Source organism: Microbacterium sp. che218, assembly GCF_040436305.1.
GTDB lineage: Bacteria > Actinomycetota > Actinomycetes > Actinomycetales > Microbacteriaceae > Microbacterium > Microbacterium algihabitans.
Genome location: NZ_AP031501.1, coordinates 2,721,776 through 2,737,547 on the forward strand (window position 1 = coordinate 2,721,776; position 15,772 = coordinate 2,737,547).

Sequence of the window (15,772 nt, forward strand, 5' to 3'; positions counted from 1 at the left end):
GTCGAAGCGGGTTCCGGCTCAGCCCCCGTGGCGCACGTGCGAATACGCGTCGAGGGCGCGCTTGCGCGTCTCGCCGAGGTCGACCATCGGCTCGGGCGGGTTCTCGCCGAGGTACTCCGGGGCCCACTCCTTGATGTAGGCGTCGTGCGGGTCGAACTTCTTGCGCTGCGTGTCGGGGTTGAACACGCGGAAGTACGGAGCGGCATCCGCACCGCTTCCCGCGACCCACTGCCAGTTGAAGGGGTTGCTCGCGGCATCCGCGTCGACGAGGCAGTCCCAGAACCACTGCTCGCCGTGACGCCAGTCGATGAGCAGGTTCTTGATGAGGAACGACGCCGTGACCATGCGCACGCGGTTGTGCATGACGCCGGTGTGCCAGAGCTGGCGCATGCCGGCGTCGACCACGGCCACTCCCGTCTTGCCCTGTTGCCAGGTCTCGAGGTGCGACCGATCGAGCTTCGGCCAGGGGAAGGCGTCGAAGTTGCGACGCCAGTTCACCGTCGCGATGTCGGGGGAGTGGTAGGTCACGTGCCAGGCGAACTCTCGCCACACGACCTCCGACAGGAAGCCGCTCGCGCTCTGCGCGTGCTGGCCCGATCCACGGTGCTCGAGGGTGTCGTGCCACACCTGGTACGGGCTGAGTTCGCCCCAGCGCAGGCGGGGCGACAGGTTCGAGGTGGCACCACCGGCGAACTCGTCGCGGTACTTCGAGTAGTCGCCGAGGTCGTCGTCGAGGAACTCCTTCAGGCGCGCCTTCGCGGCGGGCTCTCCGGGCTCCCACGTCTCGCGCAGGCCCCCGGCCCAGTCGGGCTTCGTGGGCAGCAGGTTCCACGCGCCGAGGTCGTCGCCGTCGACTCTTCCGTCGAAGCCGGGGATCTTCCGCGCCTCCGGCATCGGCGGGCGCGGGGCGGGGAGCTTCTGCACGGCTCGCGCGAAGGGGCTGTACACCCCGTACGGCTTGTCGGACTGGGTGCGCACCGTCCACGGTTCGTAGAGTAGGTTGGCGGCGAACGAGGCGACGGTCACGCCGTCGTCGCGCAGCTTCTCCTTGATGCCGGCGTCGATCTCGCGCTCCACCCCGCCGTAGCGCCGGTTCCAGAACACCGCCCCGGCGCCGACCTCCTCGACCAGCGCGGGGACGACCTCGGCAGCCTTGCCGCGACGGAGCACCAGCGACCCTCCGCGCTCGCTCATGCGCTCACCGAGGGAGGTCAACGACCCGTGCAGCCACCAGCGGGCCGCCCCGCCGATCTCGCGCACGCCCTCGGACTCCTCGTCCAGCAGGTAGAGGGCGACGATCGGCTCGTCGCGGTCGAGGGCTGCGCGCAGCGCCGGGTTGTCGGTCAGGCGCAGGTCGTCGCGGAACCAGACGATCGAGGGTGAAGCCATGCGTTGACGCTATCCACCGCGGCATCCGGTGCTTCGGGCTTGACACCGGCGCGGCCGGCGCCGCTCCGAGAGGTCAGAGCGAGGAGGTGTCGTGGCCCTTCGGCAGCGCGACCACGAGCCCGCCGGCGACGATGCGGGTGTACACGCGCGTCGCCTCGCCGAACTCGTCGCCGTCGAGCTCGATCGGCTGCGCGGGAGCGGTCGCCAGCTCGATGCCCGTGCCCCGCAGGTAGCGCACCGAGGTGTCCTTGCGGCGCTCGAGCACGCGCCGCCCGGCGCGGAACTTCCGGAGCACCGAGTTGTCCCACACGATGCTCCGCCACACGCCCAGCCAGCCGAGCACGCCGCTCGGCTGCAGCACGGCCACGTCGAGGCTGCCGTCGGCGATGGAGGCGTCGGGGATCAGCGCCACGCCGCCCTGCAGGGCGCCGCAGTTCGCGAAGAGAACGCTCTGCACCTTCGCCGAGTGCAGGCGGTGCCCGTCGAGCTGGTACATGACGCGGAAGGGCTTCGCCGACACGAGCGACCGCGCCGCTCCGTCGACGTAGGCGACCCAGCCGACCTGCTTCTTCAGGTCGTCGCGGGTGTTCTGGATCATCGCGGCGTCGAGGCCGATGCCGGCCATGACCGAGAAGCCGTGCTCCTCGATCTCTCCGCCGGCGCGACGGATGCGCGCGATCCCCGTGTCGATCGAGAGGACGTCGCCCTCGAAGGTCGAGCGGATCATCACGTCGCTGTCGGAGAGCGGCAGGTTGAGGTTGCGCGCGAGCAGATTGCCCGTGCCGCTCGGAATGATCGTCAGCGGCACTCCCGACGAGGTCAGCGCCTCGGCGACGGCGCGGACCGTGCCGTCGCCGCCCGCCACGAGCACGGCGTCGACCTTCTCATCGAGGGCGGCGCGGGTGACGTCGTCGCCCAGGTCGTCGACCGTCGTCTCGTAGAACAGCGGTTCGGCCCAGCCGGCCTCGGCCGACAGCTCGGCCGTACGGGCGCGCAGGGCGTCGGGGTCGACCTTGACGGGGTTGTAGATGAGGGCGGCCCGCTTCTTCTGCGTGGTCTCGGCGTCGATCGGGGCGTCCTCGCCCTCGAGGTCGACGCGTTGCGTCTTGCCGGGCAGCTCGGCCGACGAGTCGGGGTCGACGTCCTCGGGCTGGTGGATGGTGTCGTCGGGCTCCGCGGCGTCCTTCGGGTGGGGGACGTCCTTGCGCGGGTGATCGGCGACGTCGTCGCCGAGGCGCGCGGCGTGGAAGTGCTCGTCCGAGCCCTGGGCCGCGGCGGCATCCGCCTTCACCTCGTCGGGAGCGTCGGCGGGAACGGTCTCAGGGGACTCCGCGTCGTCACGCGGCTCGTCAGGGGCGGCCATGGGGTCAACCATAGGACCGCCCCGCGCCCCGGAACGGCGCGGTGGGGTGGGCTTGACGGGCGGATGCCGAGCACCCCGACCTGCGCGCGCCGCCCTGCCGGTCGTGGCGTGGGCTCCCGCACGGGGAGCGAAGCGGCACGCGACGCCGACCATAGGATGGACGCGTGATCGACCTGACCCTGCTGCGTGAAGATCCCGAGCTCGTGAAGCGCTCCCAGATCGCCCGCGGGGAGTCGCCGGATTCGGTGGACGACGCCCTCGCCGCCGACCGCGACCGCCGCGCCGCCATCACCGCCTTCGAAGAGCTCCGCGCCGCGCAGAACGCGCACGGCAAGCGCGTCGCGCAGGCGCCGAAAGACGAGAAGGCCGCGCTCGTGGCCGAGGCGAAGCAGCTCAGCGAGCAGGTGAAGGCCGCGCAGCACGCCGCTTCCGAGGCCGAGTCCGCCGCCGAGGCGGCCCTCGCGAAGATCGAGAACATCGTCATCGACGGCGTCCCGTCGGGCGGCGAAGAGAACTTCGTCACCCTGCGCACCCACGGCGAGGTCCCGACCTACGGCTTCCCCCCGCGCGACCACCTCGAGATCGGCGAGTTGCTCGGCGCGATCGACATGGAGCGCGGCACGAAGGTCTCGGGCAGCCGCTTCTACTTCCTCACCGGCATCGGCGCCCGTCTCGAACTGGCGCTGATGACCCTGGCCCTCGACCGCGCGCTGCAGGCGGGCTTCACCCCGATGATCCCGCCGACGCTGGTGCGTCCCGAGGTCATGCGCGGCACCGGCTTCCTCGGCCAGCACGCCGACGAGGTGTACCACCTGCCGAAGGAAGACCTCTATCTGGTCGGCACGAGCGAGGTGCCCCTCGCCGGGTACCACATGGACGAGATCCTCGACTTCGAGCGCGGCGCCAAGCGCTACGCCGGATGGTCCACCTGCTACCGCAGCGAGGCCGGCTCGTACGGCAAGGACACCCGCGGCATCATCCGCGTGCACCAGTTCAACAAGCTCGAGATGTTCGTCTACACCGACCCGGCCGACGCCGAGGCCGAGCACGACCGCCTCGTCGCCATGCAGGAGGGCATGCTGCAAGACCTGGGCCTCGCCTACCGCGTGATCGACGTGGCCGCCGGCGACCTCGGCTCGAGCGCCGCGCGCAAGTTCGACATCGAGGCCTGGGTGCCCACGCAAGACGCCTACCGCGAGCTGACGAGCACCTCGAACTGCACGACCTATCAGGCCCGTCGCCTCGAGACCCGGTTCCGCCCGGCCGACGGCGGCAAGACCCAGCCGGTCGCGACCCTCAACGGCACGCTCGCCACCACGCGGTGGATCGTCGCGCTGCTCGAGACGCACCAGCGCGCCGACGGATCGGTCACGGTCCCGGAGGTCTTGCGGCCTTACCTCGGCGGGCTCGAGGTCATGGAGCCCATCGCGTGAGCGACGAGGCCGCCCTTCCCCGCACCGGAGACATCGACGCGTCGCCGCAGGACGAGGCGGCCGAGCTCGTCGCCGACGTCGCCCGCGAGGCGCCGGTCGGACGCATGCTCATCGCCCTCGACATCGACGGCACCGTGCTCCTCGAAGACGAGACCCTCAGCCCCGGTGTCGTCGACGCCGTCCGTCACGCGCAAGAGGCGGGGCACGAGGTCATGCTCGCCACCGGTCGCAGCTGGGACAGCACGCACGGGGTCATGGAGCGTCTCGGCATCCGTCCCGAGTACGCCGTCTGCTCGAACGGCGCCATCGTGATGCGCCGGGTCGGCGAAGCGGATGCCGCGGAGTACGCGCGTGCGCACGTCGAGACGTTCGACCCCACCGAGGTGCTGACGCTGCTCGGCCAGCACCTGTCGGGGGCGCACTTCCTGGTGGAGCTGCCCGACGGGAAGCGCCTGTTCACGGATTACCTCGACGACTGGAACCTCGTCGGCGCCAACAAGGTGACCTTCGCGGAGCTCTCGGGCCAGCCCGTCTGCCGCGTGGTCGTGGTCGCGCCGGAGCAGACCGACAAGGACTTCCTCGAGCTGGTCGAGCGCATCGGCCTGACCCAGGTGTCGTACGCGATCGGCTGGACAGCGTGGCTCGACATCGCCCCGCAGGGCGTCGACAAGTCCACCGCGCTCGAACTCGTCCGCGGCTGGCTCGACATCGCCCCCGAGAACGTCCTGGTGATGGGCGATGGGCGCAACGACATCGAGATGATGCAGTGGGCGGTGCGCAACGGCGGTCGTGCGATCGCGATGCACCAGGGTCCGCCCGAGGTGCACGCCGCGGCCGGCGAAGTCGGCCTGTCGGTCACCGAGGGCGGCGTCGCGGCGGTGCTCCGGGCGCTCTGACCGCGCGCGGACCGGCGCAGCGCCGACCTGCGCCCCGCGTCACACCCGCGCGGATCCGCTCGCCACGTGCGCGGCGCGGTCGGCCAGGTACGCGGTGCGATCGACCGCGCTCAGGGGGCGGTTCGTCGCGCGGTGATCGACCACGCGTGCGGCCTCCCACGCGACCAGGCCCACCGGCGGCAGCAACAGCAGGGCGGTCGCCCATGCGGCCTTGAGCCCCACCGACGCGTGCGGGTCTCGCACGGCGACGACCGCGGCGAGGACGGATGCCGCGTAGACGAGCGCGAACACCGCCAGGACGATCTGCGAAGACATGCTGGTGACGATCATGGTGACCTCCTCATGTCAGACGGCCCGTGGGTCGTGAACGACTGATGAGACCCGGTCTACTCCTCGCGGAGGGCGCCCTCAACGGTGCGTGGTCACGCCGAAGGGGATCGATAGCCCGGCCATAGACGGCACTCAGCGGCGGCGTGCACCGGCGGCCCGGGTTGCGTGCCTTCGCGGCTCGTCACGCTATCGAAACGCACGGCAACGCGGGCGACATCCCCCCGTGTCAGGGTCGGAGCACCCGAACGATCACAGGATGCGAAAGGCCCCCGCGGATCCCGATCGTCGCTCGACCGATCCGAAGGAGCCTGACTGGCACATGTCTGCCCACATTTCCGCATTTCCGCCGAGAGCGACCCGTCGTCTCGGCGTCGCGCTCACCGCGGCACTCGCCCTCCTGGGGCCTGTCGTCGCCGCCGCTCCCGCGGCTCACGCCGCCCCGCCGACCGCCGCCCTCGCGCTGTCGCTGAGTTCAGCCGAGGTCACGGGCGGGCGACACGTTCGTCGCCACGATCATCGGATCGGGGGTCAGCGACCTGTACTCCTACGACCTCGAGATCGCCTTCGACCCGGCCCTCTTCGTCCCCACCGGTGATGAGCCGACCGGCCCCGCCGGCGGCTTCACCTCCGCGGTGACGGATGCCGACACGGTGACCGTCTCGCACACCCGCCTCGGCACCTCGCCGGGGCTCGAGAGCACCGGCGACCTCACGCTCGCGTCCGTCCCGTTCCGCGCCGTCGCCGCGGGTTCCTCCGCCGTCGGCGTGACGTCGGTGCGCCTGGTCTCGTCGGGCGGTGACGTGACGACCGCCGTCACGGTGGCATCCGTGCCCCTCGTCATCGCGGCGGCCCCGACGCCCTCGCCGACCCCGTCGCCGTCCGCCTCCGCGTCGGCGACGGCTTCGCCCAGCCCGTCGGCGTCGGCCTCCCCGTCGACGACCTCCTCGGCCGCGCCCGCCGCGAGCGGCCCGGGCGGCCTGGCCGTCACCGGAATCGACACCGCCGCATGGCTCATCTCCGGGGCCCTCGGCGTTTCGCTGGTCGCCGCGGGAGCGCTCTTCGTGCTCCGCCGTCGTCAGGGGGTGGGCGAATGAGCGCCCTCACCCGTCGCACGGTGGCCGTGTGCGCGACCCTCGGTGTCGCGCTCGCCGGAGGGCTCGTCGCCCCCGCCGCGGCGCTCGCCGCCCCGGCACCCGCGCCGAGTGCCGCTCCGTTCCTCGCGCCGTACTACACCGAGCTCGACCGCACGGGCGACGATCAGGTGACCGCGGCCGACCTCGCAGCCCTCGCTCCCTACATCGGCTCCGCGACCGGCGATGCCGATTGGGCGGATGCCGCGCGGTTCGATCTCGACGACGACGGCGCCGTGACGGCATCCGACCTCGCCGACCTGTCGGAGCGCATCATCTACGACGACGGACCGTTCCAGATCGTCGAGGCCGACGCCGTCGCCATGCAAGCCGCGATGAACGCCGGCGTGATCACGTCGGTCTCGCTCACCCAGCAATACCTCGACCGCATCGCCTCCTACGACAAGGTCGTGCGCCAAGACGGCGGTCGACCGCTCAACTCGATCATCACCACGAGTCAGGTGGCGTTGACGGCGGCGGCAGCGGCCGACGCGATCCGTGCCGAGAAGGGGATGACGAGCATGCTGCTCGGCATTCCCGTCGCGCTGAAAGACAACTACGACACCGCCGACATGCCCACCACGGCGGGCTGCGGATGCTGGAACGCCAACCAGACCGCGTCCGATGCCTCGATGGTCGCGGGGCTGCGCGCCGACGGGGCGGTGATCATCGCCAAGGCCAGCATGGACGAGTTCGCGATCAACCTGACCTCGCAGTGGTCGGCGTTCCAGCCCGCGGGCACCGCGCTGACGGTGTCGAGCCCGTACGACACCACGAAGACCTCGGGCGGCTCGAGCGGCGGCACCGGGGCGGCGATCGCGGCCAACCTCGCCGGGATCGGGTTCGGCACCGACACGGGCGGGTCCATCCGCGTCCCGTCGACGTACAACCAGTTGGTGGGCGTCCGGCCGACGGTCGGACTCACCAGTCGCGCCGGGATCGTTCCGCTCGCGCTCTCGCAGGACACGGGCGGTCCGATCGCCCGTTCCGTGCAGGACGCCGCGATCGCGCTCGACGCCGTGGTGGGAGAGGATCCGAACGACGCCGCCACCGCACGCCAGGCGGGCAAGGTGCCCGTGTCGTACACGTCGTTCCTCGACGCCGGCTCGCTGAAGGGCAAGAAGTTCGGCTACATCGAGTCGATGCTCGGGACCAACCCGATCACCCAGCGACTGTTCGCGCAGGCGAAGGCGACCCTGGAGGCACAGGGGGCCACGGTGGTCGCGGTGGCCGCACCAGACGGGTTCTCGGCCATCGTGGGCGAGGGCAGCGGAAGCGGGCCCGAGTTCAACCACGACCTGCAGAAGTACATCGACGCCTACCTGAACCCCGATGTCTCGGCGCGGAGCCTCCTGGCTATCTCGCAGTCCCCCAACATCGTGCCAGGGCGCGCGACCAGCCCGTACGGACAGCGCGCGACCGTCACCGAGGCGGCGTACCAGGCGTGGGCGGGTCCGGAGGGCTCGCACACCCTGCAGCTGGCCAAGGGCAAGCAGACGATGATGGCGTTCATGGACGCCCAGGGTCTGGATGCCGTGATCTACCCCTCCGGCAACCCGTACTCCACCATCGGGACCAACATGCGCCTAAGCCCGAACACGGGGCTCCCGGCGGTGACCGTGCCCATGGGGCAGGGGACGGCAGCGGAGGGGGCGACCGGAGGAGTGAATCTCGAGTTCCTCGGACGTGACTTCGGTGAGGGACCGCTCCTGGGCCTCGCTTACGGCTTCGAGCAGGCGACCCACGCCCGCACGACTCCCTCGGCGTACGGCCCGCTCGACTGAGCATCGCGCGGCGGCGGCCCCGGTTCGTCCCGGGGTCGCCGCCCGCGTCGCCGGTCACGGCTCGGTAGACTCGTCGGGTCCGGGAGGGTTGTCCGAGCGGCCGATGGACCTGGTCTTGAAAACCAGTGGGCAGCAATGTCCCGTGGGTTCGAATCCCACACCCTCCGCAACGCAGAACGGCGGGCCCCGCAGGGGTCCGCCGTTCTGCGTTATGACCGGTTGAGCGGGAGTCGAACCTTGGTTGGGCCCACGCCGCCGGAGGCTTCGCGCGCCGCGCAGCGGCGCGTGGAGGGGCGGTGGGGAGAATCCCACACCCTCCGCAACGCAGAACGGCGGGCCCCGCAGGGGTCCGCCGTTCTGCGTTATGACCGGTTGAGCGGGAGTCGAACCTTGGTTGGGCACACGCCGCCGGAGGCTCCGCCGCCGCGCGGGTGAGCGCGCTTGTCAGCCGGGCGAGAACCGCCGATGAAACGCCAGGTCTTCACGCCATTCACAGCCGCCCGTCCCTAGTATTGCTGCGACCTCCGGCCGTGCCGGAGCGTGACGTGCTGCCGGGCCGGCGGCATCCGTCGTGAAAGGACCCGAGTGAGCAAGACCACCCCTTCGCGCGGTCAGCGGACCGTCGCGCGCCATGGGCGACTGACGTCGCCGGGCCCCGTCGCCCAGTTGCTGCGCGGCCTCGCGATCGCCCTCGCCGTCGTGCTCGTGTCGGGTGGAACGGTGCTGGCCTACGCCGCCGTCGACCTCACGCGCAGCTTCACCGCCGACGCCGTCGAGCTGAAGAACCAGCCGGCCGTCCCGCCGGACATCGGCGAGTTGCAAGGTGGCGTCAACATGCTGCTGGTCGGCACCGACGAGTGCGAGCCGGCGTTCGCGCAGTACTTCGGCGATCGCTGCACGGGTCCCGACTCCGACGGCAGTCTCAACGACGTCAACCTCCTCATCCACATCTCCGACGCGCCTCGGCGCGTGACGGTCATCTCGTTCCCACGTGACCTGATGGTGCCGATCCCCGCGTGCACCAACGCCGACGGTCAGGAGAACTCGGCTCGCAGCTTCGCCCAGATCAACAGCGCGTTCGAAGACGGCGGCCTGTCGTGCGTCGTGCAGACCGTGTCCGAGCTCAGCGGACTCGAGATCCCGTTCGCGGCGAAGGTCAGCTTCGGCGGCGTGATCAACATCACGGATGCCATCGGCGGCGTCGACGTCTGCATCGCCAACGGAATCAAAGACCCCTACACCGGCATCGACTGGCCCGCCGGCATCCGCACGGTGAAGGGCTTCGACGCCCTGCAGTTCCTGCGCACGCGTCACGGGGTCGGAGACGGCGGCGACCTCGGCCGCATCTCGAACCAGCAGCAGTACATGTCGCGACTGGCCAACAAGCTGAAGAGCCAGGAGGTGTTGTCGAACCCCGCGACCCTCTACAAGCTCGCCTCGACCGCGCTGCGCAACGTCGACCCCTCGACGTCGCTGACGAACCCGCTGACGCTCGTACAGATCGCTTCGGCCGTCAAGGACGTGCCGTTCAGCGAGATCGTCTTCATCCAGTACCCGACCGGTGCCGACCCGTCCAACCCGAACCGCGTGGTGCCGAACGAAGACGACGCCAAGACGCTCTGGGCTGCGCTCGCCGCGAATCAGCCGCTGCAGCTGTCGGGCAACCTCAGCGACGGAGACGGAGTGGTGGCCGACCCCAATGCGACGCCGGCTCCCTCGGCATCCGCCTCTCCCGAGGCGACCGGAACCCCGGCTCCCACCGATGGCGCGACGCCCACGCCCGACCCCAGCTCGGGAACGGTCGTGCTCCCCGAGGGCATCGCGGGTCAGACCGCGGCGCAGGCGACCTGCTCGAACGGCAACGTCCGTGATTGACGCTCGCCGCCCGGCATATCGAACGTGGTTCGAATGCCGGGCGGCATCCGGTTAGTATTGACCGGTGTGCTCGCGCCGAGAGGCGTCGATCACCTGGAGACGTCGCATAGTCAGGCCTAGTGCACCACCCTGCTAAGGTGGAGTCCCCGTAAGGGGACCGAGGGTTCAAATCCCTCCGTCTCCGCCGAAAAAGCCCCGGTCCGCCGGGGCTTTTCGCGTGATGTCGACGTTGACCGGGCGCGTGTCGGGGCCCGCAACGCGAGCGGTCAGGCGCGGTGCATCTCCACCGCGCTCACGCCCGAAAGCCCCAGCCACGAACGGCCGTCGGGACCGTCGACGACGGTGAGGAGCACCGCGTCGCACCCTCGACATCGCGCCACCGTCCCCATGGGCGAGGCGTACACCGTCGCCGTCGCGAGCAGTCCCGTGAGCCCGCAGTGGGTGCATCGCACCCCGGATGCCGTGGCATCCCATCCGAGCAGGTCGTCGAGGCGACCGGCCAGGGCATTGCCGTCGAGAAGCGTCATCACGAACCTCCGAAACGTTCGGTGCGGATGCGGGCGGCCGAGTGGCCCGCCTCGATGAGCCAGCCCGAGACGGCCTCGACGAACGGGGTCGGTCCGCAGACGAAGACGCGCGGCCGCTGATCGGCCGGGATGACGGCTGCGCGCAGGCCCTCGACGGTCAATCGCGCGGGGGCGCGCTCCGCGTGCGCGGGCGCCCGGCGGGTGTACACGAGGTCGAGGGCGAAGCGATCGTCGACGAGCGCCGCGAGCTCGTCGGCGAAGAACACGTCGTCCGGCGTGCGAACGGAGTAGAGCAGCCGGAAGGGGGTCGCGTCGGCGCTCGCCGCGTGCGCCGAGGCCATCGCGAAGAGGGGGACGACGCCGGAGCCGCCCGCGATCAGCTGCACCGGTGCGGGGTCATCGGAGGGCATCCACACGAAGAACGCTCCGAGCGGCCCGTGCACCTCGATCTGGTCGCCTTCGCGCAGGTCGTGGACGAGGAACGGCGAGACCTCCCCATCGGGCACCTCGTCGACGGCGAGGACGATGCGCGTACCCGAGCCCGCCGACGCGACGGAATACGACCGGCTCGCCTGGTAGCCGTCGGGTGCGGTGAGGCGCACGTCGAGGTGCGAGCCCGCCTCATTGCCCGGCCACGTGGGCACCTCGAGCTCGATGCGCCGGGCCGTCGCGGTTTCGGGGCGCGAGGCGACGACGGTCGCGGCGTGCCAGGCCGCGGTGCGCGCGGTCACCCGTACCGTTCCTCGCGCCAGGGGTCGCCGTGCAGGTGATAGCCGTTCTGCTCCCAGAAGCCGGGCTTGTCGGCCGGCATCGTGATGAGCCCCTGCACCCACTTCGCGCTCTTCCAGAAGTACAGGTGCGGCACGAGCAGGCGAGCAGGGCCCCCGTGCTCGGGTGTCAGCGGCGCCCCGTCGGCCTCGAAGGCGATCCAGCTCTTGCCGCCGAGCAGGTCGTCGAGGGCGACGTTCGTCGTGTAGCCGCCGAAGGAGTGCACCATCGCGAAGCGGTGCGAGGTCTCGATCCCGGCGAAGAGCCGATCGAGCGAGACGCCGCGCCACGGCATGTCGAGCTTCGTCCAGTGCGTGACGCAGTGGATGTCGACGGTGATGTCCTCGACGCCGAGTGCCTCGAGCTCGGCGCGGCTCCAGCGGTGCACGCCGTTCTCGGTGCCGATCGCGAACTCCCAGCCGTCGTCGGCGATGCGGGGCGTCGGTCCGGCCGACAGCACGGGCCAGTCGCCCACGAGGGTCTGACCGGGTGGGAGTCGAGGATCGCGCTCGCGTCGTCGTCCCGAGAATCCGCGTGTGATGAACGACATGGCTCTCCTCTGCGGGTGGCGGTGGCTTCACCCTAGCCACGCCCGCGCGGCGACGACAGAGCGCCGCCGGGAGGAGATTCTGCGGGCGGAGGACGACGGGTGCGCCGCGCGTCCTCCGCTCCCCGAAACTCCTCCCATGGCGATCCGGCCCGGCGCCACCCCGTCGGCGACGACCCCGCACCCCGATAGGGTCGTGCCTGCGGTGCGCACCTCGCGCGCCCTCGCACCCCGGGAGAAGCGCATGTCCGTCGGACTCCTCGCCGTCGTCGATGACATCCTCAGCGCCGCGATGCGCGCGAGTGCCAAGACCGCCGGCGTCGTGATCGACGACGCGGCCGTCACTCCGCAGTACGTGCAGGGGCTGACACCCGCGCGCGAGCTGCCCGTGGTGTGGAAGATCGCGCTGGGCAGCATCATCAACAAGTACGTGATCATCATTCCGATCGCGTTGCTGCTCACCGCTTTCGCTCCGTGGGTGCTTCCCTACCTCCTCATCATCGGCGGCGGGTTCCTCTGCTTCGAGGGTGCCGAGAAGGTGCTCGAGTGGTTCGGCGTCCATCACTCCGAGGGTGACGCCGACGAGCCGCGCGACGAGAAGAAGCTCGTGCTGGGGGCCGTGCGCACCGACCTCATCTTGAGCACCGAGATCATGCTCATCGCCCTCTCGAGCCTCGACCCCGACTTCGGCATCTGGATGACGCTGGGGGCGCTGCTCATCATCGGCCTGGCCATGACCGTCGTCGTCTACGGCGCGGTGGCCCTGCTGGTGAAGATCGACGACATCGGTCTGCGCTTCATGAAGAGCGACTCGCGGGGCGTGCGCCGCTTCGGCGCCCGGGTCGTGGCATCCATGCCCGCCGTCTTCCGCGTGATCAGCGTCATCGGCACGGTCGCGATGCTGTGGGTCGGCGGGCACCTGGTGCTGCAGAACCTCGCCGACACTCTCTGGTCGGGTCCCTACGACCTCGTCCACGTCGTGACCCACGCGATCGAGGCCGCCGGCCCGGTCGTCGAGTGGATCGTCGAGACGGCCATGTCGGCGGTGTTCGGGTTGATCCTCGGCCTGATCATCGTGGGGATCGTGACCGGCATCTCCCGGCTGACGCGCCGCGGAGCGACCGCCGCGCACTGACGCTCAGGCGCGGGCGGGTCGCCCGCGCAGCTCGACCCTCGACGGCGACATCGACCACCGCGACGTGTTCTCCCGCGAGCGGCAAATGACGAAGATGTGCTCGTGGGAGAGTACGAAACGCGGTGCGGTGGTCGACGTCGTCACGACGTAGGGCGCTCCTCAGTGACGGGCCTCGCCGGCCGCGACGGTGCGCGCGATCCCCGCGACCAACTCGGGCCAGAGCTCCGGCACGATGTAATGCCCCATTCCGGGGTGCACCTGGAGCTCGGCGGCGACGAGGGCCTCGGCCATGTCGACCGCGGCGCTCCAATGCAGCACGTCGTCATCGCGGCCGTGGAACACCAGAACCGGGACGTCGACGTCTCGCAACAACTCGAGCCTCTCGGGCGCGCGCATCAGCGCCGCCCATTGCCGCGAGAACCCCTCGGGAGAGTAGCCGCGGTCGAACGCTTCGCCCGCGGCCCAGGCGTTCCACTCCACGTCGAGCGGGTACCGCTGGCCGGCGGTGGCGGCCGCGAACGCCGAGGCGCCGGCCACCACCTCGTCACGCGTGTAGCGCGCCGGGGCGCCCGTCAGATCGGGTTCGGCGTGCAAGACGTAGCGCGGGTCGCGCCCCGGGATCGTCGACAGCAGCCCCAGGCTCGCCACGCGATCCGGATGCCGCAGCGCGGTCATCTGCGCCATCATTCCGCCCATGGAGTGACCGACCAGATGCGCCCGTGCGACCCCGAGATCGTCGAGCACGCGCACGACGTCGTCGCCCATCTCCTCGAGGCCGTACCCGCCGTCGATGTCGTCCACCCCGCCGAAACGCGCCGAGAGGCCGACGTCGCGATTGTCGATGCGCACCACGTGCAGGCCACGGTCGACGAGCTGGGCGACGAGATCCACGTGCCAGGCGATGAGCTGCGCCCCGCCGCCGGCGATGAGCACCACCGTCGGATGGGCCGTGTCGCCGTCGGTGACGTAGTGGATCGCGGGTTCGGGGGTCAGCGGCATCCGGAGGCCTTCTCTCGTTCGCAGCGACGATAGTCGGAGTCAGCGGGAGGGCGGTATGGATGCCGCGTCCACCGCGTCGACGGAACCGCTGGAGGCCGCGTACGTCGCGCCCAGATCCTCGGACAGCCTCGCGGCGAGCATGCGGGCGGCTTCCTGCAGCTCGGGAAGGCGCATCGAGACGTCCTCGGTCGCGCCGACGATGCAGGCGGCTGCGGCGACGAGCCCGGCGGCATCACGGACGGGGGCGCTGATCGACGTGATCCCGAACTCGTCGACGGAGCGCATGGTCAGCGTGCCGTCGGCGCGTACCCGCTGGACGCGTCGGACGAATTGGTCGTACTCCGATGCTCCGTGCCGCCGTGGGAACAGGTGGGCGAGCTGAGCGGCGTCGAAGTCCATGGCGAGGGTAGGCCCGCCGTCGGAGCCGACCAGGGGGTGGGGGCGGCCGAGCCATGGGGCCATGAGGAGGCCCTCACCCATCGGCTCGATGTGCTCGACAACGGTGAAACTGCGCATGCCCGCGAGGGTCGTCACGAAGACGCACGCGCCGACGCGTTCGGCCGTCGCCATCGCGCGCGCGGACCCCCTGCGGGCGAGTGAGGGGAGGAATGCCGCCCGATGCCAGGCGTGGATCGCCGGGTCGACGTGCAACGCGTCGGTCTCGGCGTCGCGGGCGAGCAGGCGCGAGCGCACGAGAGCGTCCACCAGACGCCGAGCGCGGTCGGGCCGCAACCCCACCGCCGCGGCTGCGGCCGTCGCCGAGCCAGGGGCGACGGCGAGGTGCTCGACCAGACGCAGGGCGGCTTCCTCCGTCCGGACGGACGTCGTGATCGTCGAGCGATCGAGCGGGGGCGGGACGACGGGACCGCGATGCCCTTCGGCGAGGGCACGTTCGAAGGCGCGGCGGGCGTCGGCGAGCAGACGTCGGATGCGAGGACGCGCTCGAACGGCACGGTAGACGGGAAGGGCGATCGCCAACGACAGCAGGCGGCGTCCGTCTGGAGAGGTGAGAGGGACGGCGATCTCGACAGCACGGCCCGCCTGCGACTCGACCATCGCCGCCTCCGCCGCGTCGCCCGCGAGAGCGCGGATCACCGCGCGACGGGCGTCGGTCACCACGTCGCCGACCGCTGCGGGGACGTGCAGGGTCCACCCGGAGCCGACCGAGGCGATGATGCGTGCACCCGTGCCCTCGGCGGCGGACAGGATCACGGTTTCAGCGGTCTCCTGCGCGAGCCGGTGCAGCTCGAAATGAACGGTCGGCCCGAGCGCGGCGGCGGCGCTCCCGGACAGCGCTAGCGCGCGAGGCCCCGTCGCGAAGGTCCCATAGGCCTCGCCTCGCTCCAACATTCCGCTCTCGACGAGTCCCGCGCACACCCGCGAGGCCGTGCTGAGTCCCGCCGCGACGGAAGCGGAGATCGCCGCCAGGGGGAGGGGAGATGTCGGGTCGGTGCGTCCGGCGACGGCGCGGAGGATGGCCACGGCTTGCTCGACGCGTGCGGTCACAGCGGTCTCCTCGCATAACTGCAATCCCGACGGCCGAGTATTGCAGCTGGTGGTGACCGTAACAGCGCCGCGACGGGCGGTTCGAATAAT

14 protein-coding genes and 2 tRNA genes are annotated in these 15,772 nt (G+C 70.9%); 8 read left to right on the forward strand and 8 right to left on the reverse strand.

Annotation, left to right across the window (positions count from 1 at the left end):
• Nucleotides 1–18: 18 nt before the first annotated feature.
• Both ABXS86_RS12810 and ABXS86_RS12815 read right to left on the reverse strand, forming a co-directional pair.
• Nucleotides 19–1,389: a cryptochrome/photolyase family protein gene (locus tag ABXS86_RS12810; protein ID WP_307206619.1), complete on the reverse strand. Its 1,371-nt coding sequence runs from the start codon at nucleotides 1,387–1,389 to the stop codon at nucleotides 19–21.
• Between the two features lie 73 nt (nucleotides 1,390–1,462).
• Entirely contained in the window at nucleotides 1,463–2,752 is a 1,290-nt protein-coding gene (locus ABXS86_RS12815) for a diacylglycerol/lipid kinase family protein (RefSeq protein WP_353664729.1), read from the reverse strand.
• Between the two features lie 164 nt (nucleotides 2,753–2,916).
• On the opposite strand from ABXS86_RS12815, the gene serS reads away from it, so the two are divergent.
• Both serS and ABXS86_RS12825 read left to right on the forward strand, forming a co-directional pair.
• Nucleotides 2,917–4,185: a serine--tRNA ligase gene (serS, locus tag ABXS86_RS12820; RefSeq protein WP_353664730.1), complete on the forward strand. Its 1,269-nt coding sequence runs from the start codon at nucleotides 2,917–2,919 to the stop codon at nucleotides 4,183–4,185.
• Complete coding sequence (locus ABXS86_RS12825; RefSeq protein WP_353664731.1) at nucleotides 4,182–5,081, forward strand: HAD family hydrolase; 900 nt, start codon at nucleotides 4,182–4,184, stop codon at nucleotides 5,079–5,081. The genes serS and ABXS86_RS12825 overlap by 4 nt, the downstream gene beginning before the upstream one ends.
• Before the next feature lie 39 nt (nucleotides 5,082–5,120).
• Here the strand turns inward: ABXS86_RS12825 and ABXS86_RS12830 are convergent, their stop codons facing one another.
• Complete coding sequence (locus ABXS86_RS12830; RefSeq protein WP_307206611.1) at nucleotides 5,121–5,411, reverse strand: PLDc N-terminal domain-containing protein; 291 nt, start codon at nucleotides 5,409–5,411, stop codon at nucleotides 5,121–5,123.
• Nucleotides 5,412–6,043: 632 nt separating this feature from the next.
• Between ABXS86_RS12830 and ABXS86_RS12835 the strand changes: the two genes are divergently transcribed.
• The 5 genes from ABXS86_RS12835 (at nucleotide 6,044) to ABXS86_RS12855 (ending at nucleotide 10,384) form a co-directional block, all read left to right on the forward strand.
• Nucleotides 6,044–6,505, forward strand: a complete 462-nt coding sequence (locus ABXS86_RS12835; RefSeq protein WP_353664732.1) for a hypothetical protein — start codon at nucleotides 6,044–6,046, stop codon at nucleotides 6,503–6,505.
• Nucleotides 6,502–8,325, forward strand: a complete 1,824-nt coding sequence (locus tag ABXS86_RS12840) for an amidase family protein (RefSeq protein ID WP_353664733.1) — start codon at nucleotides 6,502–6,504, stop codon at nucleotides 8,323–8,325. The genes ABXS86_RS12835 and ABXS86_RS12840 overlap by 4 nt, the downstream gene beginning before the upstream one ends.
• An 82-nt stretch (nucleotides 8,326–8,407) precedes the next feature.
• A tRNA-Ser gene (locus ABXS86_RS12845) sits at nucleotides 8,408–8,492 on the forward strand.
• Nucleotides 8,493–8,910: 418 nt separating this feature from the next.
• Nucleotides 8,911–10,200 carry an LCP family protein gene (locus tag ABXS86_RS12850; protein WP_307206604.1) on the forward strand — a complete coding sequence of 430 codons (1,290 nt, stop codon included), beginning with the start codon at nucleotides 8,911–8,913 and terminating at the stop codon, nucleotides 10,198–10,200.
• A gap of 95 nt (nucleotides 10,201–10,295) precedes the next feature.
• Nucleotides 10,296–10,384: transfer RNA gene (locus ABXS86_RS12855), tRNA-Ser, on the forward strand.
• An 82-nt stretch (nucleotides 10,385–10,466) separates the two neighbouring features.
• On the opposite strand, the gene ABXS86_RS12860 is transcribed toward ABXS86_RS12855, so the two are convergent.
• Genes ABXS86_RS12860 through ABXS86_RS12870 form a run of 3 tightly spaced genes read right to left on the reverse strand, consistent with a single transcriptional unit; the run spans nucleotide 10,467 to nucleotide 12,045 of the window.
• Nucleotides 10,467–10,727, reverse strand: coding sequence for a DUF6510 family protein (locus ABXS86_RS12860; protein ID WP_353664734.1), 261 nt, complete (start codon nucleotides 10,725–10,727; stop codon nucleotides 10,467–10,469).
• Nucleotides 10,727–11,458 (reverse strand): FAD-binding oxidoreductase, encoded by a 732-nt coding sequence (locus ABXS86_RS12865; RefSeq protein WP_353664735.1) that lies wholly within the window; start codon nucleotides 11,456–11,458, stop codon nucleotides 10,727–10,729. Before ABXS86_RS12865 ends, ABXS86_RS12860 begins: the two co-directional genes overlap by 1 nt.
• Nucleotides 11,455–12,045: a molybdopterin-dependent oxidoreductase gene (locus ABXS86_RS12870; protein WP_187358496.1), complete on the reverse strand. Its 591-nt coding sequence runs from the start codon at nucleotides 12,043–12,045 to the stop codon at nucleotides 11,455–11,457. Before ABXS86_RS12870 ends, ABXS86_RS12865 begins: the two co-directional genes overlap by 4 nt.
• Before the next feature lie 241 nt (nucleotides 12,046–12,286).
• Here ABXS86_RS12870 and ABXS86_RS12875 point away from each other — a divergent pair, with 241 nt between their 5' ends.
• A complete protein-coding gene (locus tag ABXS86_RS12875) occupies nucleotides 12,287–13,177 on the forward strand; it encodes a DUF808 domain-containing protein (protein ID WP_353666248.1) in 891 nt (296 codons plus the stop codon).
• Between the two features lie 159 nt (nucleotides 13,178–13,336).
• Here the strand turns inward: ABXS86_RS12875 and ABXS86_RS12880 are convergent, their stop codons facing one another.
• The gene (locus ABXS86_RS12880; RefSeq protein WP_353664736.1) at nucleotides 13,337–14,176 is read right to left on the reverse strand and encodes an alpha/beta fold hydrolase; all 840 of its coding nucleotides are present in this window, start codon (nucleotides 14,174–14,176) and stop codon (nucleotides 13,337–13,339) included.
• A gap of 39 nt (nucleotides 14,177–14,215) precedes the next feature.
• Nucleotides 14,216–15,682, reverse strand: a complete 1,467-nt coding sequence (locus ABXS86_RS12885) for a helix-turn-helix domain-containing protein (RefSeq protein WP_353664737.1) — start codon at nucleotides 15,680–15,682, stop codon at nucleotides 14,216–14,218.
• Between the last annotated feature and the right edge of the window lie 90 nt (nucleotides 15,683–15,772).